The organism is Janibacter sp. CX7 (assembly GCF_024362365.1).
Classification (GTDB): domain Bacteria; phylum Actinomycetota; class Actinomycetes; order Actinomycetales; family Dermatophilaceae; genus Janibacter.
The window spans coordinates 2,737,612-2,757,859 of sequence record NZ_CP101464.1 but is presented as its reverse complement, the minus strand read 5'-3'; the positions used below and the strand labels follow the sequence as shown (position 1 = coordinate 2,757,859).

Sequence of the window (20,248 nt, the reverse complement as noted above, 5' to 3'; positions counted from 1 at the left end):
TGGATGCCCGCCCACCCGGCAGATACTCTGTCCGGGTTGTCTGGAGGCGTCGCCTAGTCCGGTCTATGGCGCCGCACTGCTAATGCGGTTTGGGCTAACCGCCCATCGAGGGTTCAAATCCCTCCGCCTCCGCCAGCAGGCAGGACCCCGGTCGCCACGCGGCCGGGGTCCTGTCACGTCCGGGGCCCCGGGTCAGCGAGCGCCCTCCATCTCACGGACCTCCTCGACCACCGGGTCCGGTGTCGCCGGCTCGCTCCCACCGCGGTCGGCGAAGATCCACGAGCGCATCGCGACGAACTTCGCGACGGTCGCCACGACGTTGGCGACACCGATGACGATCGTCTCGACGGTGACGGGCGCGCCCGGCCACGCCGCCTGGACCAGCCCGAGGGCGCCGGAGGTCATCGCCCACGTCACCGCGAAGACGAGCAGGCCCTGCGCCTGGTGACGCAGGCTCCCTTCGCTCCCTCTGATCCCGAAAGTCCACCGCCGGTTGGCCCAGGTGTTGGCGATCGTCGCGAGCAGCAGGGCGGTGACATTGGCCGTCTGCGAGCCGAGCCCGACCACCGTGGCCAATCCGGCGAAGAGGCCGAGGTGCAGCAGGGTCGAGGCCACGCCCACCACGCCGAAGCGCACGACGTGCGCCCCCACCCCCGACGAAGGGGGGACCCGCCCCATCTCCTGCCGGATCGCCTCCGTGGGCAGCAGCCCGGCCGCGAAGGAGCGCTGCATCCGCCGCACGCCACGCAGGTCGTCCCGGGCGGTGCCGATGACGTCGACGCGGCTGTCGGGGTCGTCCCACCAGTCGACGGGCACCTCGTGGATGCGCAGGCCGCAGCGCTCCGCGATCGTCAGCAGCTCGGTGTCGAAGAACCACGTGGGGTCCTCGACGAGCGGCAGCACCACTCGCGCGACGTCACCGCGGATCGCCTTGAAGCCGCACTGGGCGTCCGAGAACCGTGCGCCGAGCGCGGCACGGAGCACGAGGTTGTAGGAGCGGGAGATGAGCTCGCGCTTCACGCCGCGCACGACCCGGCTGTCCTGGTGCAGCCGGGTGCCGATCGCCAGGTCGGAGTGACCCGACATGAGCGGGGCGACGAGTGGCCACAGGGCGTCGAGGTCGGTCGACAGGTCGACGTCCATGTAGGCGAGCACCGGTGCCGGCGACGCGAGCCACACCTGCTTGAGCGCGCGGCCACGACCCTTCTGCTCCAGCCGCACGAGGACCACGCCGGGCAGCTGCCGCGTGAGCTCGGCGGCCACGAGCGGGGTGGTGTCGGTGCTCGCGTTGTCGGCCACCGTGATGCGGAAGGGGTAGGGGAAGGTCTGCCGGAGGTGCTCGTGCAGCCGGTGCACGCTGGCGCCGAGCGTGTGCTCCTCGTTGTACACCGGGACGACGACGTCGAGCACGGGCGCGTCAGACATTGCTCGCCCCGTCGGTGGTCGTGGTCGTCGAGGAGGAGGCCGGCTGGGTGAGGTCGTAGAAGGTCGAGCCGTCGATCGTCACCTCGGTGAAGTTCTCCTGCACCCAGGTGGAGATCTGCGAGCCCGTGCCCGAGCCACCCATGCCACCGCCCATGCCGCCACCGGCGGCGAAGTAGTGGATCTCGCCGTCCTCGACGTACTGCTGGAACTGCTCGAGGGTGGGGGAGGGGTCGGAGCCGTTGAAGCCGCCGATGGCCATGACCGGCAGCTCGGTGCCGAGCTGGAGGCCGGCCGCGTTCTGCGAGCCGATGGCGGCGGCGACCCAGGTGTAGGAGTCGGCGTCGGCCGACAGGGCCGCGACGACCTCGGTGCTCGGCGTGCTCGCGTCGAGCAGGCCGCCCATGCCGCCGCCTCCCGTCCTGTTGGGCGCGGTGGTTCCGCCCTGCGAGGGCGCGGTGGCTCCCGTGCCGCCCGTTCCCTGAGAGGGCGCGCCGGTTCCGGTGCCTCCCGCTGCCTGGGGCGGCGCGCCGGCGCCTGCCCGAAGGGAGCCGCCACCGGGAGCGCCCCCGCCGCCGGGGCCACCGGTGGACGGGCCGGCCGTGATGATCGAGCCGGAGTAGCCCTGCGAGAGCGTTGTCGCCGAGTAGGCGGCCGGTCCCGCGAGACCGGCGATGATCGCCACGGCGGCGATGACCGGGACGGCTCGGTGGTGGACCCGGGCGATGACGAGGAGCATGAGGGCCGCGGCCAGGCCGGCGGCGAGGACGGCCACGCGCAACCAGCCGTAGTCGGTCGTGCGACTGAGCAGGATGAAGCCCCACACGCCTGCGGCGGCGCTCGCCACGGCGAGGGCCACGGAGCCGACGGAGTCCTCCCTTCGCTCCCAGGCCTCTGCGGCACCGGCGCCGACGAGAACGGCGACCGCCGGGGCCAGGGCCACGGTGTAGTAGTCGTGGAAGATGCCGGCCATGAAGGAGAAGACGAGCATCGTCACGAGGAGCCAGCCGCCCCAGACGAGGTAGGCGGCGCGACGCACGTCGGTGCGCGGCGCGCGGCCGCGCAACCACAGACCGACGGCGAGCAGCACGAGGGCGCTCGGGATGAGCCAGGAGATCTGGCCGCCGGAGCCGGACTCGAACATCCGCAGCAGGCCCGTCTGGCCCCAGCCGTTGCCGCCCCCGACGGAGCCGGTCTCGTTGCCGTTGATCCGGCCGAGGCCGTTGTAGCCGAAGGTCAGCTCGAGGAAGGAGTTGGTCTGGCTGCCGCCGATGTAGGGCCGCATGCTCGCGGGCACGAGCTCGACGATCGCGACCCACCAGCCGGCCGTGAGGAGCATCGTGGCGACGCCGACGAGCGAGCCGACGGCACGGCGGCGCAGGGTGGTGTCGGCCGCGACGAGGAAGGCGATGCCGAGGAAGGGCACGACGAGCAGGACCTGCAGGGTCTTGGTGAGGAAGCCCAGGCCGACGAGCGCGCCGACGAGGGCGAACCATCGGACCGATCCCCGCTCGATCGCGTGCACGGTCGCCCAGGCGGCGGCCGTCATGAGGAGCACGAGGAGCGCGTCGGGGTTGTTGAAGCGGAACATCAGCACGGCGACCGGCGTGAGCGCGAGGACCGCGCCGGCGAGCAGGCCGGCCCCGGCGCCCCAGTGCCGCTTGACGCTGGCGTGGACGAGCCCGACGCTCGCGACCCCCATGAGCACCTGCGGCACGAGGATCGACCACGAGCTGAGGCCGAAGAGGCGCACCGACAGGGCCATGACCCACAGCGAGGCCGGCGGCTTGTCGACGGTGATCGACCCGGCCGCGTCGGAGGCGCCGTAGAAGAGCGCGCTCCAGCTCTGCGACCCCGCCTGCACCGCAGCGGAGTAGAAGGAGTTGGCCCAGCCGTTGGCGCTGAGGTTCCACAGGTAGGCGAGCGCCGTGACGAGGAGCAGACCGAGCAGGGCCGGTCGGGCCCAGCGCGGGTCGGTGTCGGGGCCGCGCCACAGGCGGGCCAGGCGGGTCGGCGGTGACGTCGCGCTGCGGGGCGCCGCCGCGACCGCTGGGGGCGGGGTGAAGGTCATCGTGTCCATGACCGCCACGCTCCGGCCCGGCCCTGTGTGCCTGCTGTGGTCACCCGTTGGTCGGCGTGTGAGCCCTCACCCCACCGGCAGCGTCACCGTGAAGACCGTGCGCCCCGGGGTCGACTTCACGTCGACCTCGCCGGCGTGGGCGCGGGTGACCGCGGAGACGATCGACAGGCCGAGGCCGGTGCAGCCGGAGGCGCGCTGGCGCGACCCGTCGCCGCGGGTGAACCGCTCGAAGACGTTGGGCAGCAAGGCTGCTGGGATCCCGGGCCCGTCGTCCTGCACCGCGAGGACGGCATGTCGACTCCCTTCGTCGAGGCGAAGGGAGGTCCGCACCGTCGTCCCTGCCGGCGTGTGCGTGCGGGCATTGGCGAGGAGGTTGGCGAGGACCTGGTGGAGGCGGGCGCGGTCGCCGACGACCTCGACCGGCTCGGGGGGCAGGTCGAGCTCCCAGCGGTGGTCGGGGGCGGCGGCCCTGGCGTCCCCGGTGACGTCGATGGCGAGCATCGTCAGGTCGACGGGTTCGCGCTCGAGGGGGCGGCCGGTGTCGAGGCGGGCGAGGAGCAGCAGGTCCTCGACGAGGTCCTGCATGCGCAGCGCCTCGGACTCGACCCGGGAGAGGGCGTGGGTGACCCCGGGCGGCACGGGATCGGGCTCGCGGCGGGAGAGCTCGGCGTAGCCGCGGATCGACGCGAGCGGCGTGCGCAGCTCGTGGCTGGCGTCGGCGACGAACTGGCGCACCCGGGTCTCCGACTCCTGCCGGGCACGCAGCGCTCCGTCGACGTTGTCGAGCATGCTGTTGAGCGCCAGACCGACCTGCCCGACCTCGGTGCCGGGGTCGACGTCGGGGACGCGCTCGGCGAGGGCGACGTCACCGGAGTCGAGCTCGAGCTCGGAGACCCGGCGCGCGGTGCCGGCGACCCGCTCCAGGGGCTGCAGGTTGCGGCGCACGAGATAGGTGCCGCCGGCCCACACGCCGACCAGGCCGACGAGGCTGGAGCCGACGACGATGAGCACGATCGCGGTCACGGTGCTCTCGATCGGGTCGACGGGCACGCCGGTGATCGCGGTCCAGCCGTCGGCGGTGCGCACCGAGACGAGGCGATAGCTGCCGATCGTGGAGCCGAGATCGATCGTGCGCGGCGTGGTGCCGAGGCCCGCGTCGTCGAGCTGCTCGACCTGGGCGTCCGTCAGCCGGTCGTTGTGACCGGCGGCGTTGACCGCGTAGTTGAAGGGCTCGCCGGTGCGCCGGTCGATGGCGACCTCGCCGTCGAGCAGGACGAGGTGGAGCACGGCATTGCTGCTGCCCGCGGGTGGTCCGCCGCGGGGCCCGCCGGGCCCGTCGGGATCGGTGCCGTCGATCGTCGCGACGAAGCGGTCGGACGCGTTGACGAGATCGTCGTCGACCTGCTGGGTGAGGTACTGGTGCGCGGCGATGCTCGTGAGCGTCCCGGTGAGCGCAGTGACCGCGAGGAAGAGCAGGAGCACCGACGCGACGAGCTTGGCCCGCAGCGTCCACGTCGACGGATGGCGAAGGGAGGTCATCTCGCGGGCTTGAGGACGTAGCCGGCGCCGCGCATGGTGTGGATCATCGGCTCGCGGCCGGCGTCGACCTTCTTGCGCAGGTAGGAGATGTAGAGCTCGACGACATTGGCCTGGCCGCCGAAGTCGTAGTGCCACACCCGGTCGAGGATCTGGGCCTTCGACAGCACACGGCGCGGGTTGCGCATGAGATAGCGCAGCAGCTCGAACTCGGTGGCTGTCAGGGTGATCTCGTCACCGCCGCGCACGACCTCGTGGCTGTCCTCGTCGAGGGTGAGGTCGCCGACGACGAGCAGCGAGGAGGCCTCCTGCGCGACGACCGCGGTGCGACGCAGCAGTGCCCGGACCCGCGCGACGACCTCCTCGAGGCTGAAGGGCTTGGTGACGTAGTCGTCGCCGCCCGCTGTCAGGCCGGCGATGCGGTCCTCGACGGCGTCGCGGGCGGTGAGGAAGAGCACCGGCACCTCGGGCTCGTCGGCGCGCATGCGGCGCAGCACCTCGAGGCCGTCGATGTCGGGCAGCATCATGTCGAGCACCACCGCGTCCGGGCCGAACTCCCGTGCCGTGCGCACGGCCTCGGCACCCGCGCCGGCGGAGCGCACCTCCCAGCCCTCGTAGCGCAGCGCCATGGAGACGAGCTCGGTGAGGTTGGGCTCGTCGTCGACGACGAGCACGCGCACGGGCGAGCCGTCCGGGCGGGCGAGTGGGGGGAGTGCGGTGCGCTGGGCCATGGCGACAGTCAACCCCCTTCGCCCCGCGCTCCGCCATGTGTCCGCTGTGCGTCACCTGTGAAGCCCTCCGTAGGCACGTGACGGCTGCGGCACAGGTCCACCACAGCCGGGCGCCCGAGCGTTGACGGCATGACGACACCTCCGCAGGACCCCACGACCCAGCCCACCCCGCAGTACGCGACGCAGACCTTCGCGGCGCAGCCGATGTCGCCCAAGACGGCTCCGGCCATCAACCCGCCGCGCTGGCGTGGCCGCAAGACGGCCGTCGCCGCCGCCCTGGCCATCGGGCTGAGCTCGGCCGGTGCCGTCGCCGCTGCGGCCACGGTCGAGCAGGGCAGCACGGGACGCGAAGGGGGTGGCCCCGGCGGTGGCCAGGGCTTCCCCGGCGGCCAGGCACCGCAGGGCGGGATGAACCAGCAGGGCGGGACGAACCAGCAGGGTGGGACCGGGCAGCAGGCGCCCGGCCAGACCCAGCAGGGGCAGCCCGGCACCGCTCCGGGCGGGCAGACGGGTGGCCAGAGCGGGGGCGCCACGGGCTCCGCGACCCACTGACAGGACTCGATTTCGCCGCGCGGCCACGAGCAGGTACTCTCTTCACTTGTCGCCGAGCAGCGCTGGGCGGCGAGCGCCCGTAGCTCAACGGATAGAGCATCTGACTACGGATCAGAAGGTTTGGGGTTCGAATCCCTACGGGCGCGCTCTGTGTTGAGACAGACGGACAGGCCCCGATCGCCACTGGCGACCGGGGCCTGACTCGTGCTCGGGGCGCCTCGACGGCCTCAACTTTCTTCGGGGAAGTTAGACTGGGACGCAGCCCACGACCCCCGGAGGCCACTCATGCCGCTTCGTTCCGACTGGTCCGACGACCTGTGCCCGATCCGCCGCTCCCTCGACGTGCTCGGCGACGGTTGGGTGCTGCTCATCATCCGTGAGGTCCTCCACGGGCGTGGGCGCTTCGACACGCTGCGCGACGGCCTGGGCATCTCCGATGCCGTGCTCAGCCGCCGGCTGCGCGCGATGGTCGAGGCCGGGCTGCTCGAGCGGGTCGACTACGACGACGGCGGCCGCACGCGGCAGGGCTATGCCGCGACGCAGGCAGCCGCGGAGCTGCTCCCGGTGCTGCAGCAGCTCGCCCTGTGGGGGGAGCGGCACACGGCGACCCCCCGGGGCGGTGGCCACATGGCGCTGATCCACGAGGCGTGCGGTGAGGAGACCACCCGGGGCGAGGTCTGCAGCGCCTGCGGCCAGCCCCTCGTGCCCGAGGAGATGTCCTGGGACAAGCCCTGGCACGGCCGCCGCGACCACCTCGTCGCCGCCGGCGAGCTCGGCGCGCGCTGACCCGACTGCAACTCTGCAGGACCCTGGGGTCCTGCAGAGTTGGAGGTCGGTGCGCCGGGCGCACCCCCGAGCACGACGAAGGGCGTCACCCCATCGGGGTGACGCCCTTCGTCGTGCTCTGCTCGATCAGGCCTGAGCGTCCAGGTCGGCGGCCACGCGGCGGTGGGCCTCCCAGATCTCCTCGGGCAGGCGGTCGAAGGCCTTGAGGTGCTCCTCGCGGAAGCCCATCTCCTGCTGCCAGCGGGCCACGTCGATGTCGAGGATCCGGTCGAGGTCCTCCTGCGGCAGGTCGAGGCCGGTGAGCTCGAGCTCCTCCTGCGTCGGGATGATGCCGACCGGGGTCTGGCGACCGGTGACCTCGCCCGCCTTGAGCTGCATGAGCCACAGGAGCGGACGCAGGTTCTCGCGGTAGCCGGGCCACAGGTAGTGACCGTCCTCCGGGTCCTTCTGGAACCAGTTGACGTGCGCGAAGAGCGGCTTGTCCTTGGCGGCCCCGACGATGTCGAGGTAGTGGCGCGCGTAGTCGCCCTCGCCGTAGGCCATGAAGGGCCGGTTGGACATCGGGTCGTAGCGCAGCTGGCCCTCGACACCCTCGGCCGCGGCCGTCGCCTCGGCGCCCAGGGTCAGACCGTCGTAGACGCCCTCGGCCAGGTCGGTGATCGCGCGGATCAGCGGCTCGCGGTCACGCGTGCGGCCACCGAAGATGATCGCGTCGATCTCGACACCCGCGGCCTCGTCGAAGTCGGGGGCGGCGTTGGGCACGTTGGCCAGCGTCGTCGTGAAGCGGCTGTTGGGGTGCGCCCACGGCGAGGTGTCGCCGGGCTCGCGGTCGGCGATCGCGTCGCCCTTCCAGTCGAGCCACCCGTCGACGTCGGCCGGCGGCTCGGGCGTGCGGCCCTCCCACCAGACCTCCTCGGTCTTCGGGTTGTAGGCGATGTTGGTGAAGATGACCTTGGTGCCCGGGTCGACCGAGTGCAGGGCCGTCGGGTTGGTCGACTCGTTGGTGTCCTTGGCGACACCGAAGACGCCGTACTCCGGGTTCATGCCCATGAGCTTGCCGGTGGACTCGTCGACCCACAGCCACGCGATGTCGTCGCCGTAGAAGTCGACCTGGTAGCGGTCGCCGAGGGCGTCCGGCGGGAGCATCATCGCGAGGTTGGTCTTGCCCGAGGCGCTCGGGAAGCCACCGGTGATGTGGTACCGCTTGCCGGTCTCCTTGTCGGTGATGCCGATGAGCATGTACTGCTCGGCGAGGAACTTCTTCGTCGCCCAGCCGTCGTAAGCGCCCTGGCGCAGGCCGTGGGCGATCTTGCCGAGCAGCGCGTTGCCGCCGTAGGACGAGCCGAAGTGCAGGATCGTGCGCTCGTCGGCGACGGTCACGAAGTAGCGCTTGTCGTCGGGGGTGCCCTGGCCGAGGTTCTCGAGGTCACCGGTGACGTGGACGGCGCGGACGAAGTCGTCCTGGACCGGCAGGTCGTTGACGTGCTCGACGCCGACGCGCGACATGCGGATCATGTGCAGCACGACGGGGCGGGAGTCGGTCAGCTCGACGCCGGTGGCCCACTGGGCGAGCTCGTTGCCCTTGGGGGACATGAGGTAGGGCAGGACGTACATCGTCTTGCCCTTGGACTGACCGCGCATGAGCTCGGTCAGCTTCTCCTTCATCTCCGCGGCGGGGCGCCAGTTGTTGTAGACGCCCTTGTCCTTCTCGTCGTTGGTCGCGACGATCGTGCGCTCCTCGGAGCGCGCCGTGTCCTTGGAGTAGGAGCGGGAGTAGTAGCGGCCCTCGCCTGCGGGGAGGAGCTCACCCGCCTCGACGGCCTCGGCGATCAGGCGGTCGTCGTCGTCGGCGCCCACCACCTCGATCCGGTCCGGCTGGGTGATCTCGGCCCAGTGCTTCACGTACTCGCGAACGGCCTCGTTGGTGAGACCTGACGCGTCAAGCGCGGCGTCGACGTCGACCATGCTCAGTTTCCCTCTCACGTGCTTGGTGTGCGGGCGGTCCCTCGCGGGTTCTCCCGGTTGCGGGCAGGCTACCGCCCGGCGAGTGGTCACGGCGGGGAGGTTCGGCACGGCGGGGCGTGATGTGACCCACCTGCGGGGTCGAAGGGGGGCGTGAGTCGCCCCCTTCGTGCGGTCGGTGCGCGCGCCCTCCCGACATGTGAAGTGACTCGCCGGTTTACCGATACGAGGTGTAGCAGGTACTCTCGGTATCGCACACTTTCCGTTCCACTCAGCACTGTCGCGAAGGGTTCACCCACATGGCTTCCAGCGAATCAACGTCCTTGGCCGACAAGGGTCAGCGACTCGGCCTGCGGCTCATCGCCAAGGCAGGCGGGCTCCCGGGGCTCAAGGACAAGGAGGTGCGCGGCAAGGTCGAGCGGTACCTCTACAAGGGCGCCGTCACCGGCTTCAAGGCGCAGACCGCGGCCGGCCGCGCGTTCGCGAAGAAGAAGGGGTCGGGCGACCCCACCCGCGCCGCGACCGCCAAGCCGAAGCAGCTCTTCGACCTCACGCCCACCGAGGACCAGCAGATGATCCAGGGCGTGGCGCGCGAGCTCGCCGACGAGATCATTCGTCCTGCTGCCGCCACCGCTGATGCCGAGCGCACCGTGCCGGCCGAGGTGCGCACCGCCGCGGCCGAGGTCGGGCTGCACCTTGTGGGTGTCCCGGCCGAGCTCGACGGCATCGCCGAGGAGCGCTCCGCGGTCACCGCGGCGATCGTGCTCGAGGAGCTGGCCCGCGGCGACATGGGCATTGCCACGGCGATCATGGCGCCGGCCGCCGTCGCCACCGCCATCGCCGCCTACGGCGACGCCGACCAGCAGGCCACCTACCTGCCGGAGTTCACCGGCGAGACGCCGCCGACCGCGGCTCTGGCCCTGCACGAGCCCCAGCCGCTCTTCGACCCCTTCGCCCTGCGCACCACGGGCCGAATCGAGGGTGACGAGATCGTCCTCGACGGCGTCAAGGCGATCGTCCCGGGCGCGCAGGAGGCCGACCTCTTCATCATCTCGGCCGCGATCGACGGCCAGTCGCGGCTCGTCATCGTCAAGCCGGGGACCGAGGGCGTCAAGACCGAGGACGACCCGGCCATGGGCGTGCGCGCGGCGAAGACCGCCCGCCTGCACCTCGAGGGTGTCCGCGTCGCCAAGGCCGACCTGCTCGGCACGGCCGAGGACCACGCCGACGCCGTGCGCCGCGCCCGTCTGGCCTGGGCGGCCGCTGCCGTCGGCACCTCTCAGGCCGTGCTCGACCACGTGAGCGAGTACGTCAAGGAGCGCAAGGCCTTCGGCGAGCCGATCGGCTACCGCCAGGCCGTCGCCTTCACCGTCTCCGACATCGCCATCGAGCTCGCGGGCCTGCGGCTCGTCGTGTGGAAGGCCGCCGCCCGGCTCGACCGCGGGGAGGACGCCTCCGCCGAGATCGCCCAGGCGCGCAACCTCGTCTCGCGTCACGCGACGTGGATCGGCTCGAGCGGCGTGCAGCTGCTCGGTGGCCACGGCTTCGTCAAGGAGTTCGACAACGAGCGCTGGTACCGCGATCTGCGGGGCGCCGGAGTCCTCGAGGGCACGCTGCTCGTCTGAGCCGCGCCCCCCTTCCTCTTATCTACCTGACACGAAGGACACGATCATGATCGACCTCGAGGTTCCCAAGAAGTTCCGCCCGCTCATCTCCCAGGCCCGAGGTATGGCCGAGGAGGTCTTCTGGCCCATCTCCCGCAAGTACGACCGCGCCGAGCACGAGTACCCCGCCGAGCTCGACCTCGTCTCGGCCGTCATCGACGGCATGTCCGACGGGGGCGCCGGGCAGGGTGCCGGTGCGTCCTCCTCGACCCGGGCCAAGGACGACGGTGCGGAGGAGGGTGACGTCGCAGCCGTCGGCTCCGGCCGCAGCTCGAAGAAGGGCCCCAAGGACAACAAGAACGGCTCCAACCTCTCCTCGGTGCTCTCGATCCTCGAGACCTGCCGCGGTGACGTGGGCCTGACCCTGTCGATCCCGCGCCAGGGCCTGGGCAATGCCGCCATCGCCGCCGTCGCCAACGACGAGCAGAAGGCGCGCTACGCCGGCAAGTGGGCCGCGATGGCCATCACCGAGCCCGATGTCGGCTCGGACTCCGGCGCCATCCGCACGACCGCGGTCAAGGACGGCGACGAGTACGTCCTCAACGGCGAGAAGATCTTCGTCACCTCCGGTGAGCGGGCCGAGCTCGTCGTCGTCTGGGCGACCCTCGACCGCAGCCTCGGCAAGACGGCGATCAAGTCCTTCGTCGTGCGCCGTGACAACCCCGGTCTGCAGCTGGCCCGCCTCGAGCACAAGCTCGGCATCCGGGCCTCCGACACCGCGGCCTTCGTCCTCGACAACTGCCGCGTGCCGGCGGAGGACCTCCTGGGTGACCCGGAGATCAAGATCGAGGGCGGCTTCGGCGGCGCCATGCAGACCTTCGACAACACGCGCCCGCTCGTTGCGTCGATGGCCCTGGGCCTGACCCGGGCGTCGCTCGACAAGACCACCGAGCTGCTCAAGGAGTCGGGCATCGAGGTCGACTGGGACCGGCCGGCCAACGTGCAGTCCGCCGCGGCGGCGAAGCTCATCGAGCTCGAGGCCGACTACCAGAGCGCCTACCTGCTCACCCTGCGCGCGGCGTGGATGGCCGACAACGGCAAGCCCAACTCGATGGAGGCCTCGATGGCCAAGGCGAAGGCGGGGCGCACCTGCGTCAACGTCTCGCTCGCGTGCGTCGAGCTGGCCGGTGCCACCGGCTACGCCGAGACGCACCTGCTCGAGAAGTGGGCCCGCGACTCCAAGATCCTCGACATCTTCGAGGGGACGCAGCAGATCCAGCTGCTCGTCGTCGCCCGCCGGATCCTCGGCTACTCCAGCAAGGAGCTCAAGTAATCTCATTGCCGTAGGGCAATGCAGCCGCGCCCCCTTCGTCCCACCCCGGACGAAGGGGGCGCGGCATTTATCATCGGGACGTGGTCGTCATCGCGGTGTGCAGCCTCAAGGGGGGAGTGGGCAAGACCTCCGTGACCCTGGGGCTCGCGGCGGCAGCGCGGCACGCGGGCCTGCGCACCCTTGTCGTCGACCTCGACCCGCAGGGCGACTCGACGACCGGTCTCGACGTCGACGGAGAGGTCGCCTCGACCAGCGCACTGGTCGTCGAGGAGCCGCGCCGGCGCAACCTGCGTGCCGCCACGCTCCGCAGCCACTGGAGCGACGGTGACCACGCCCCCATCGACGTCGTCGTCGGCGGCGACGACCTGGCCCGCATGGACCGCACCGACCTCTCGTCGCGGCGGCTGACCTCTCTTCGCACCGTGCTGGCGAAGGTCGAGGCGGACCACGACCTCGTCCTCGTCGACTGCCCGCCCTCGCTCGGCGGGCTGACCCGCATCGGGCTGACGGCCGCCGACCGGGCGATCATCGTCACCGAGCCGGGGGTCTTCGCCATCGCGGCGGCCGACCGCGCGCTGCGGGCGGTGCACGAGGTGCGCTCGACGCTCAACCCGCGGCTGCAGCCGCTCGGCATCGTCGTCAACCGGGTGCGGTCCAACATCGGCGAGCACCGCTACCGGGTCGAGGAGCTGACCTCGCTCTTCGGGCCGCTCGTGCTCACCCAGCGCATCCCCGAGCGCACCTCCGTGCAGCGGGCGCAGGGCGCCTTCGTGCCGATCCACGCCCTGCGCAACCCCGGGGCCCGCGAGGTCGCGGCCCTCTTCGACGGCATCCTCGCGCACGCCCTGCGGGCGGCGCGCCGTCAGCGCGCCTGAGGCCGTTCGCCGCCGATCAACGAGGTCCGGCACGGGCCGACAGTCGCCCGTCAGGTGTCCGGCCAAATGACCACCTGCTCTTCGACCCATCAGGGTGATCCAGGTCATAAGGTGCCCGGTGGCGGGTCCCCGCCGCCATCCATCTCCGGGAGGAACCACATGCGACACCACCGCATGGCCGCGGTCCTGGGCGCCCTCGCGCTCGGCACGACCGGGCTGACCATGACTGCGAGCGCCACCGCAGCCCCCACCGCATCGACCGGCTCGACCGCGTCGACCACCGGTGCCGAGACCAGCTACGTCGTGCTCGCCGAGCGCGGCGGCAGCGCCAAGGCCCTGGCGTCGAAGCTCGAGGCGAGCGGCGCGAAGATCGTCTCCGTCAACGACAAGGTCGGCATGGTCACCGTGACCTCGACCGACACCGCCTTCGCCGCCAAGGCGCGCGCGATGAAGGGCGTCTTCGGCGCCGCCGAGGAGGGCATCGTCGGCCGCGCCCCGCAGGACCGGGTGAAGAAGTCCGACACCGAGCGCCCGCGCGCCCAGGCCAAGGCCGAGGGCATGCGCTCCTCCGCCGCGGGCAAGGGCAACGGCAAGAAGGGCTCTGACCCGCTCGACGACAAGCTCTGGGGCATGGACATGATCCGTGCCGCCGAGGCGCAGAAGATCACGGCCGGCGACAAGCGGGTCAAGGTCGGTGTCATCGACACCGGCGTCGACGCGAGCCACCCGGACATCGCGCCGAACTTCGACCACAAGCTCTCGCGCAACTTCACCACCGACATCCCCGACATCGACGGGCCCTGCGAGGTCGAGTCCTGCGTCGACCCGGCGGACGTCGACAACGGCGGGCACGGGACCCACGTCGCCGGCACCATCGCCGCGGCGAAGAACGGCATCGGCGTCTCCGGTGTCGCGCCGGACGTCTCGATCGTCAACGTGCGCGCCGGTCAGGACGCGGGCTACTTCTTCGTCGGCCCCACGGTCAACGCCCTCACCTACTCGGCCGACGCCGGGCTCGACGTCGTCAACATGAGCTTCTACGTCGACCCGTGGGCCTACTACTGCCAGGGCGGTGCCCCCGAGGACAGCCCCGAGGAGGCCGCCGAGCAGGACATGATCATCGAGTCGATGTCGCGTGCGCTCAACTACGCGCACTCCAAGAACGTCACGATGGTCGGCGCCCTGGGCAACTCCGCGACGGACCTGGCCAACCCCGGGACCGACTCGGAGAGCCCCAACTACCCCGAGGGCAACGCCCACGACCGCACCATCGACAACTCGAGCTGCAAGGACCTGCCGGTCGAGGGCCCGCACGTCATCGGTGTCTCGGCCGTCGGCCCCTCGGAGCGCAAGTCCTACTTCTCCAATTACACGACCGACCTGACCGCCGACGAGATCGAGGTCAGCGCCCCCGGTGGTGACTCCCGCGAGTACTTCGGCACCCCCGACTACCGCAGCCCGAGCAACCTGATCCTCTCCTCCGTGCCGGAGAACGTCGTCAAGTCCGAGGGCTCGGTCGACGAGGACGGCAACATCACCGAGGACGGCGAGGGCTACGTCTTCAAGGACTGCGGCATCGTCAAGGGCACGGAGCAGTGCGGCTACTACGAGTACTACCAGGGCACGTCGATGGCCTCGCCGCACGCGGCGGGCGTCGCCTCCCTGATCGTCTCGCGCTACGGCAAGACCGACGGCAAGGCCGGCTTCGGTCTCTCGGCCGACACCACCCGTGAGGTGCTCATGGGCACGGCCCGCGACAAGGCCTGCCCCGAGCCGCGTACCTTCGTCTACCCCGGCCTCCCGGCGGACTACACCGCCACCTGCGTCGGTGACGAGGACTTCAACGGCTTCTACGGTGACGGCATCATCGATGCCTACGCCGCCGTCGCCGCCAAGAAGCTCTGACGAGCGCATTTCACGCGAAGGGGGGTCGGTCACCGCGAGGTGACCGACCCCCCTTCGTCATGGGGCGAGGACCTCGTGGGCCTCGACCATCGCCGGGCCGTACCAGGTGAGCAGGCGACCGCTCACGAGTTGCGTCGGCACGTGGGTGAATGCCTCCGGTCCGTCCTCGGCCGTGAAGACATAGGGCTCGTCGGGCAGGAGGACGAGGTCGATGCCGGGATGGTCGACATCGGACAGGTCGACGTGCGGGTAGCGGTCGCTCGGGTCGGCGTCGGGGCCGGCGAGGGCATTGATCCAGCCGAGCCGCGTCAGCAGGTCGGTCGTGTAGGTGCGCGGGCCGACGGCCATCCACGGGTCTCGCCAGATGGGCACGGCGACGGTCCCTCGCGTGGCGGGCACCGCTGTGCCCCAGAGCTGCTCGGCCTGCACCAGCCACTCGGGCACCGGCTGGCGCAGCGCCTCGACCCACAGCCGACGCATCGAGGTCAGCGCCGACGGCACGTCCTCGATGTCGGTGACCCAGACGGTGACACCGCGCTCCCGCAAGCGGCACACGTCGAGCTCACGGTTCTCTTCCTTGTTGGCGACGACGAGGTCGGGGGAGAGGTCGGCGATCGCGCGCAGGTCGGGGTTCTTGGTGCCGCGGACACGGGCCACGTCGAGGTCGGCCGGGTGGGTGCACCAGTCGGTCGCGCCGACGAGGATCCCGGGGCAGCTCGTGGCGATCGCCTCGGTGAGGCTGGGCACGAGCGAGACGACCCGCCGCGGGGGAGCGGTCAGGTCGGCGGTCGCACCCAGGTCGTCGAGCGGCATCACGGCACCACGAGGGCGAGCAGCTCAGTGGCCGCCATGCCGGCGATCGCCACGGCCAGGGCGAAGGGAGCCCGGCCGTCCCGTCGCCGGGAGGGCTCGGGCTGCGTCGAGTAGCGGGTGCGCCCGAGCACGAAGGCCGCGCCCGCCAGCGTGAGCGTGGCGATCATGATGACCAGCGCGGCCGGTCCCATCTGGTCACTGGTGTGCCGGGCGATGACCGCGGCGCCGGCGACGGTCGTCAGCGAGGTGCGCTGCCACGACAGGGCGGTCCGCTCGGGCTGGGCGCCCTGCGGTGTCGCGCGCGCGAGCTCGCTCATCGTCAGCGGCCCGCGACGACGACGGCGAGGACGGCCGAGGCGGCGAGGACGATGCCGGTGATGATCGCCGCCGACACCCCGAGCGAAGGGAGCGGCTCCTCCCGTCGCATGGCCCGCTCGGCCATCGCCCACCGGGCGAAGGCGAGCAGCGGGCACAGCACGCCGAGGGTGAGGAGCATGGCGGCGAGGCCGCGTGTGATGACCGAGGGGACCCCGAGGTCGATGACGTCGACGGCCACCCCGGCAGCCAGCAGCGCCAAGGTCGTGCGCAGCCAGGCGAGGAAGGTGCGCTCGTTGGCGAGGGAGAAGCGGTAGTCCGGGTCCTCCCCTTCGCCGTAGACGTATCCCGGCCAGCGATCAGAGCTCACGGTCGCAGGCTACCGAGGCGCTCGGGACTCACACGTTGCGGCGGTACTGCCCACCGACTTCGAAGAAGGCGTCGGTGACCTGCTGCAGGGTGCACACCCGGGCGGCGTCCATGAGCACGGCGAAGACATTGGCGTCGGTCGTCGCGGCCTCCTTGAGCCGGGCGATCGCCTCCTCGGCCTCCTCGCGGTGGGTCTCCTGGTAGGAGCGCACCCGCTGCAGCTGCGAGACCTTCTCGTCCTCGGTGGCGCGGGCGAGCTCGATCTCGTCGGGCTCTCCCTTCGCGCCGTCCTCGCGCAGGAAGGTGTTGACGCCGACGATCGGCAGGGACCCGTCGTGCTTGCGGTGCTCGTAGAGCAGCGACTCGTCCTGGATGCGGCCGCGCTGGTAGCCGGTCTCCATGGCGCCGAGGACGCCGCCGCGGTCGTTGATCCGGTCGAACTCGGTGAGCACGGCCTCCTCGACGAGGTCGGTGAGCTCGTCGATGATGAAGGACCCCTGGAGCGGGTTCTCGTTCATCGACAGGCCCCACTCGCGGCTGATGATGAGCTGGATCGCCAGGGCCCGGCGCACCGACTCGGTCGACGGGGTCGTCACGGCCTCGTCATAGGCATTGGTGTGCAGGCTGTTGGCGTTGTCGTAGAGGGCGTTGAGCGCCTGCAGCGTCGTGCGGATGTCGTTGAAGTCCATCTCCTGCGCGTGCAGCGACCGGCCGCTGGTCTGGATGTGGTACTTCAGCTTCTGGCTGCGGTCGTTGGCGCCGTACTTCTCCTTCATGGCGACCGCCCAGATGCGGCGGGCGACGCGGCCGAGCACGGAGTACTCGGGGTCCATGCCCGAGGAGAAGAAGAAGGACAGGTTGGGGGCGAAGTCGTTGATGTCCATGCCCCGCGCGAGGTAGGCCTCGACGTAGGTGAAGCCGTTGGCCAGCGTGAAGGCGAGCTGGCTGATGGGGTTCGCCCCGGCCTCGGCAATGTGGTAGCCGGAGATGCTCACCGAGTAGAAGTTGCGCACCTGCTGCTCGATGAACCACTCCTGGATGTCGGCCATCATCCGCAGGCTGAACTCCGTGGAGAAGAGGCAGGTGTTCTGTCCCTGGTCCTCCTTGAGGATGTCGGCCTGGACCGTGCCGCGGACGTTGGCGAGCGCGTGGGCGCGCAGCTCCTCGGCCTCGGCGCCGGAGGGCTCGCGGCCCTCGCGCTCGCGGAAGGCGTCGAGCTGCTGGTCGATCGCGGTGTTGAGGAAGAAGGCGAGGACGGTCGGGGCGGGGCCGTTGATCGTCATTGAGACGCTCGTCGTCGGCGAGACGAGGTCGAAGCCGGAGTAGAGCGCCTTCATGTCGTCGAGAGTGGCGACGGAGACGCCCGAGGTGCCGACCTTGCCGTAGATGTCCGGGCGCTCGCCGGGGTCGCGCCCGTAGAGCGTCACGGAGTCGAAGGCGGTGGACAGGCGGGTGGCCGGCTGACCCTGCGACAGCAGCTTGAAGCGGCGGTTGGTGCGGAAGGGGTCGCCCTCGCCGGCGAACATGCGCGCCGGGTCCTCGTTGTCGCGCTTGAAGGGGAAGACGCCGGCGGTGTACGGGAAGGAGCCCGGGAGGTTCTCCGACCGCCAGAAGGTCACGAGGTCGCCGTGGTCGGTGTGCTTGGGCAGGGCGACGCGCGGGATCTTGGTGCCCGAGAGCGACTCCTTGGTCAGCTTGGTGTGCAGCTCCTTGCCGCGGATCGTCACGACCTGCTCGTCGCCGGAGTAGGACTCGACGACCGACGGCCAGCGCTCGATCTGGTCGGCGACCTCGGTCGGCAGATCCTTGCGGGCGGCGTCGAGCAGCTCGTCGACGCCGTGGCCGTCCTTGCCTGCAGCGGTCAGCTCGTCGTCGACGGCGGCCAGGCGCTGCACGCGGCGGGCGCTCGCGGCGAGCTCCTCGGTGCGCTGGTGGTAGCCGCGGACCGTCTCGGTGATCTCGGCGAGGTAGCGCACCCGGGTGGCCGGGACGACCTGGCCGAAGCGGGTGGACTGCTTCGTGTCGACGGGCGCGAGCTGGCCCTCGTCGACGGGCAGCCCCTTGGCCGCGAGCAGGTCGCGCAGGTGCTGGTAGAGACCGGTCACGCCGTCGTCGTTGAAGGTCGCGGCGGAGGTGCCGAAGACCGGCATGTCCTCGGGACGCTGGCCGAAGGCCTCACGGTTGCGCACGAGCTGGCGGCCGACGTCGCGCAGCGCGTCGGCGGCACCGCGACGCTCGAACTTGTTGATCGCCACGACCTCGGCGAAGTCGAGCATGTCGATCTTCTCGAGCTGGCTGGCCGCGCCGAACTCCGGCGTCATGACGTACATCGGCACGTCGACGAAGGGGACGATCGCGGCGTCGCCCTGACCGATGCCGGGCGTCTCCACGACGACGAGGTCGAAGCCCGCCGCCTTCGCGATGTCGATGACCGTCGACAGGGCCTCGGGCACCTCGCGGTCGCCACGGGTGGCCAGCGAGCGGAAGAAGACGGGGGAGGCGCCGGAGGTGCTCTCGCCCAGGGAGTTCATCCGGATGCGGTCGCCGAGCAGCGCGCCGCCGCCCTTGCGCCGGGTCGGGTCGACGGCGATGACGGCGATGCGCAGCTTGTCTTGCTGGTCGACGCGGAATCGGCGCACGAGCTCGTCGGTGAGCGAGGACTTGCCCGAGCCGCCGGTGCCGGTGAGGCCGAGGACGGGGGCGTGGGACTTCTGCGCCGCCTCGGCGATGCCGGCGAGGAAGGTCTCGTCGAGGTGACCGAGCTCCGCCCCGGAGATCGCGCGGGCGACCGCGGCGCGCTCGCCGGCGAGCACGGGCTCGAGGGCGACCGGGCCGCCCTCCCACACGTCGGTGTCGCAGTCGGAGATCAGCTGGTTGATCATCCCGGGCAGGCCGAGTCGCTGGCCGTCCTCGGGGGAGAAGATCGTCACGCCGGCCTCGCGCAACCGGGCGATCTCCTCGGGGACGATGACGCCGCCGCCACCGCCGAAGACCTTGACGTGGCCGGCGCCCTGCTCCCGCAGCAGCTGGGTGAGGTACTCGAAGTACTCGACGTGCCCGCCCTGGTAGGACGAGACGGCGACGCCCTGCACGTCCTCGTCGATCGCCGCGTCGACGACCTCCTGGACGGAGCGGTTGTGCCCGAGGTGGACCACCTCGGCGCCCTGGCTCTGCATGATCCGGCGCATGATGTTGATCGACGCGTCGTGGCCGTCGAAGAGCGCGGAGGCGGTGACGAACCGGACCGGGTGGGTCGGGGTGTGCAGCTCGGGCGTGGACATGTCCTACCTCGTCGTCGAAGTGCGGGTTCACCCAAATGCTAGGACATCCAAGTATTTTTGGGAAACCCGCGCAACCTCCACACGATCTCCAGATCTTCGCCCGGGGAGCGCCACGAGCGGCGTGCCAGCCTGAGCTCATGCCCCACCTGCTGACCTCGCGCTGGACGACCGTGGCCGTCGTGGGACTCTTCGTCATCTCGCTGTGGGGTCCTCCCTTCGTCGTGGGGGACCTGGTCCTGCGACCCGAGGTCGTGACCGTGCTCCTCGGTCTCGTCGTGGTCGGCCTCACGGTCCGTCGGGTGAGGGCGGGCGGTGACGGTGCCGTCGGTCGGAGGGTCCGCGCCGCTCTGGCGGTGCTCGCCGTCGTGCTCGTCGTCGGCGCGCGAGCCGTCCTCGGTCTCGGCACCTCCTACGTCGTGGTCGCGCCCGAGGGACCGTCCGGGTGTCGGGTCGTCGTCGAGGAGTCGAGCTTCCTCATGCTCGGCTCCGGCCGCGTGGGTGTCGCGGGGCGGCTCGGGCCGGTCCGTCTCCAGTCGGACTACACGGCCGACGACGGTGGTCGACCGGCGAGCCTGGGGGAGTACTCGGTCCGGTGGACGGGGTCGAGCGCCGTGGTCCTGCTCCACGGCAACGCCGGTCAGCCGGTCTGGCCGGCGCTGCACGAGGTCGCCTGCTGACGTCGGG

16 protein-coding genes and 2 tRNA genes are annotated in these 20,248 nt (G+C 71.2%); 9 read left to right on the top strand and 9 right to left on the bottom strand.

The window, feature by feature from the left end; genetic code table 11:
* Nucleotides 1-42 precede the first annotated feature (42 nt).
* A tRNA-Ser gene (locus NMQ01_RS13590) sits at nucleotides 43-135 on the top strand.
* A 57-nt stretch (nucleotides 136-192) separates the two neighbouring features.
* Here NMQ01_RS13590 and NMQ01_RS13585 read toward each other — a convergent pair.
* From NMQ01_RS13585 to NMQ01_RS13570, 4 genes are all read right to left on the bottom strand, one after another.
* Nucleotides 193-1,425, bottom strand: a complete 1,233-nt coding sequence (locus NMQ01_RS13585) for a bifunctional glycosyltransferase family 2/GtrA family protein (protein WP_255184446.1) — start codon at nucleotides 1,423-1,425, stop codon at nucleotides 193-195.
* A complete protein-coding gene (locus NMQ01_RS13580) occupies nucleotides 1,418-3,502 on the bottom strand; it encodes a glycosyltransferase family 39 protein (RefSeq protein ID WP_255184445.1) in 2,085 nt (694 codons plus the stop codon). Before NMQ01_RS13580 ends, NMQ01_RS13585 begins: the two co-directional genes overlap by 8 nt.
* Nucleotides 3,503-3,568: 66 nt before the next feature.
* The gene (locus tag NMQ01_RS13575) at nucleotides 3,569-5,041 is read right to left on the bottom strand and encodes a HAMP domain-containing sensor histidine kinase (protein ID WP_255184444.1); all 1,473 of its coding nucleotides are present in this window, start codon (nucleotides 5,039-5,041) and stop codon (nucleotides 3,569-3,571) included.
* Nucleotides 5,038-5,769: a response regulator transcription factor gene (locus NMQ01_RS13570; protein WP_255184443.1), complete on the bottom strand. Its 732-nt coding sequence runs from the start codon at nucleotides 5,767-5,769 to the stop codon at nucleotides 5,038-5,040. The genes NMQ01_RS13575 and NMQ01_RS13570 overlap by 4 nt, the downstream gene beginning before the upstream one ends.
* Nucleotides 5,770-5,898: 129 nt before the next feature.
* On the opposite strand from NMQ01_RS13570, the gene NMQ01_RS13565 reads away from it, so the two are divergent.
* The 3 genes from NMQ01_RS13565 to NMQ01_RS13555 all read left to right on the top strand — a co-directional run bounded on the left by NMQ01_RS13565 (nucleotide 5,899) and on the right by NMQ01_RS13555 (nucleotide 7,107).
* Nucleotides 5,899-6,321 carry a hypothetical protein gene (locus NMQ01_RS13565; RefSeq protein ID WP_255184442.1) on the top strand — a complete coding sequence of 141 codons (423 nt, stop codon included), beginning with the start codon at nucleotides 5,899-5,901 and terminating at the stop codon, nucleotides 6,319-6,321.
* 73 nt (nucleotides 6,322-6,394) lie between these two features.
* A tRNA-Arg gene (locus NMQ01_RS13560) sits at nucleotides 6,395-6,467 on the top strand.
* Nucleotides 6,468-6,606: 139 nt separating this feature from the next.
* A complete protein-coding gene (locus tag NMQ01_RS13555; RefSeq protein ID WP_255184441.1) occupies nucleotides 6,607-7,107 on the top strand; it encodes a helix-turn-helix domain-containing protein in 501 nt (166 codons plus the stop codon).
* Between the two features lie 126 nt (nucleotides 7,108-7,233).
* Here NMQ01_RS13555 and NMQ01_RS13550 read toward each other — a convergent pair whose 3' ends face one another.
* A complete protein-coding gene (locus NMQ01_RS13550) occupies nucleotides 7,234-9,072 on the bottom strand; it encodes a phosphoenolpyruvate carboxykinase (GTP) (protein WP_255184440.1) in 1,839 nt (612 codons plus the stop codon).
* Between the two features lie 296 nt (nucleotides 9,073-9,368).
* On the opposite strand from NMQ01_RS13550, the gene NMQ01_RS13545 reads away from it, so the two are divergent.
* The 4 genes from NMQ01_RS13545 (at nucleotide 9,369) to NMQ01_RS13530 (ending at nucleotide 14,786) form a co-directional block, all read left to right on the top strand.
* A complete protein-coding gene (locus NMQ01_RS13545) occupies nucleotides 9,369-10,694 on the top strand; it encodes an acyl-CoA dehydrogenase family protein (RefSeq protein WP_255184439.1) in 1,326 nt (441 codons plus the stop codon).
* A gap of 46 nt (nucleotides 10,695-10,740) precedes the next feature.
* Entirely contained in the window at nucleotides 10,741-12,006 is a 1,266-nt protein-coding gene (locus NMQ01_RS13540; RefSeq protein WP_255184438.1) for an acyl-CoA dehydrogenase family protein, read from the top strand.
* An 80-nt stretch (nucleotides 12,007-12,086) separates the two neighbouring features.
* Nucleotides 12,087-12,881 (top strand): ParA family protein, encoded by a 795-nt coding sequence (locus NMQ01_RS13535; RefSeq protein ID WP_255184437.1) that lies wholly within the window; start codon nucleotides 12,087-12,089, stop codon nucleotides 12,879-12,881.
* Between the two features lie 159 nt (nucleotides 12,882-13,040).
* Nucleotides 13,041-14,786, top strand: coding sequence for a S8 family serine peptidase (locus tag NMQ01_RS13530; RefSeq protein WP_255184436.1), 1,746 nt, complete (start codon nucleotides 13,041-13,043; stop codon nucleotides 14,784-14,786).
* Nucleotides 14,787-14,843: 57 nt separating this feature from the next.
* Here the strand turns inward: NMQ01_RS13530 and NMQ01_RS13525 are convergent, their stop codons facing one another.
* From NMQ01_RS13525 to icmF, 4 genes are read right to left on the bottom strand one after another with little or no spacing between them, the layout of a single operon-like run.
* Nucleotides 14,844-15,599, bottom strand: coding sequence for a helical backbone metal receptor (locus tag NMQ01_RS13525; protein ID WP_255184435.1), 756 nt, complete (start codon nucleotides 15,597-15,599; stop codon nucleotides 14,844-14,846).
* Complete coding sequence (locus tag NMQ01_RS13520) at nucleotides 15,599-15,916, bottom strand: DUF202 domain-containing protein (RefSeq protein ID WP_255184434.1); 318 nt, start codon at nucleotides 15,914-15,916, stop codon at nucleotides 15,599-15,601. The genes NMQ01_RS13525 and NMQ01_RS13520 overlap by 1 nt, the downstream gene beginning before the upstream one ends.
* A gap of 2 nt (nucleotides 15,917-15,918) precedes the next feature.
* Nucleotides 15,919-16,284: a YidH family protein gene (locus NMQ01_RS13515; protein WP_255184433.1), complete on the bottom strand. Its 366-nt coding sequence runs from the start codon at nucleotides 16,282-16,284 to the stop codon at nucleotides 15,919-15,921.
* Between the two features lie 28 nt (nucleotides 16,285-16,312).
* A complete protein-coding gene (gene icmF, locus NMQ01_RS13510; protein ID WP_255184432.1) occupies nucleotides 16,313-19,564 on the bottom strand; it encodes a fused isobutyryl-CoA mutase/GTPase IcmF in 3,252 nt (1,083 codons plus the stop codon).
* Between the two features lie 137 nt (nucleotides 19,565-19,701).
* Between icmF and NMQ01_RS13505 the strand changes: the two genes are divergently transcribed.
* Nucleotides 19,702-20,241, top strand: a complete 540-nt coding sequence (locus NMQ01_RS13505; protein WP_255184431.1) for a hypothetical protein — start codon at nucleotides 19,702-19,704, stop codon at nucleotides 20,239-20,241.
* The last annotated feature ends 7 nt before the right edge of the window (nucleotides 20,242-20,248 follow it).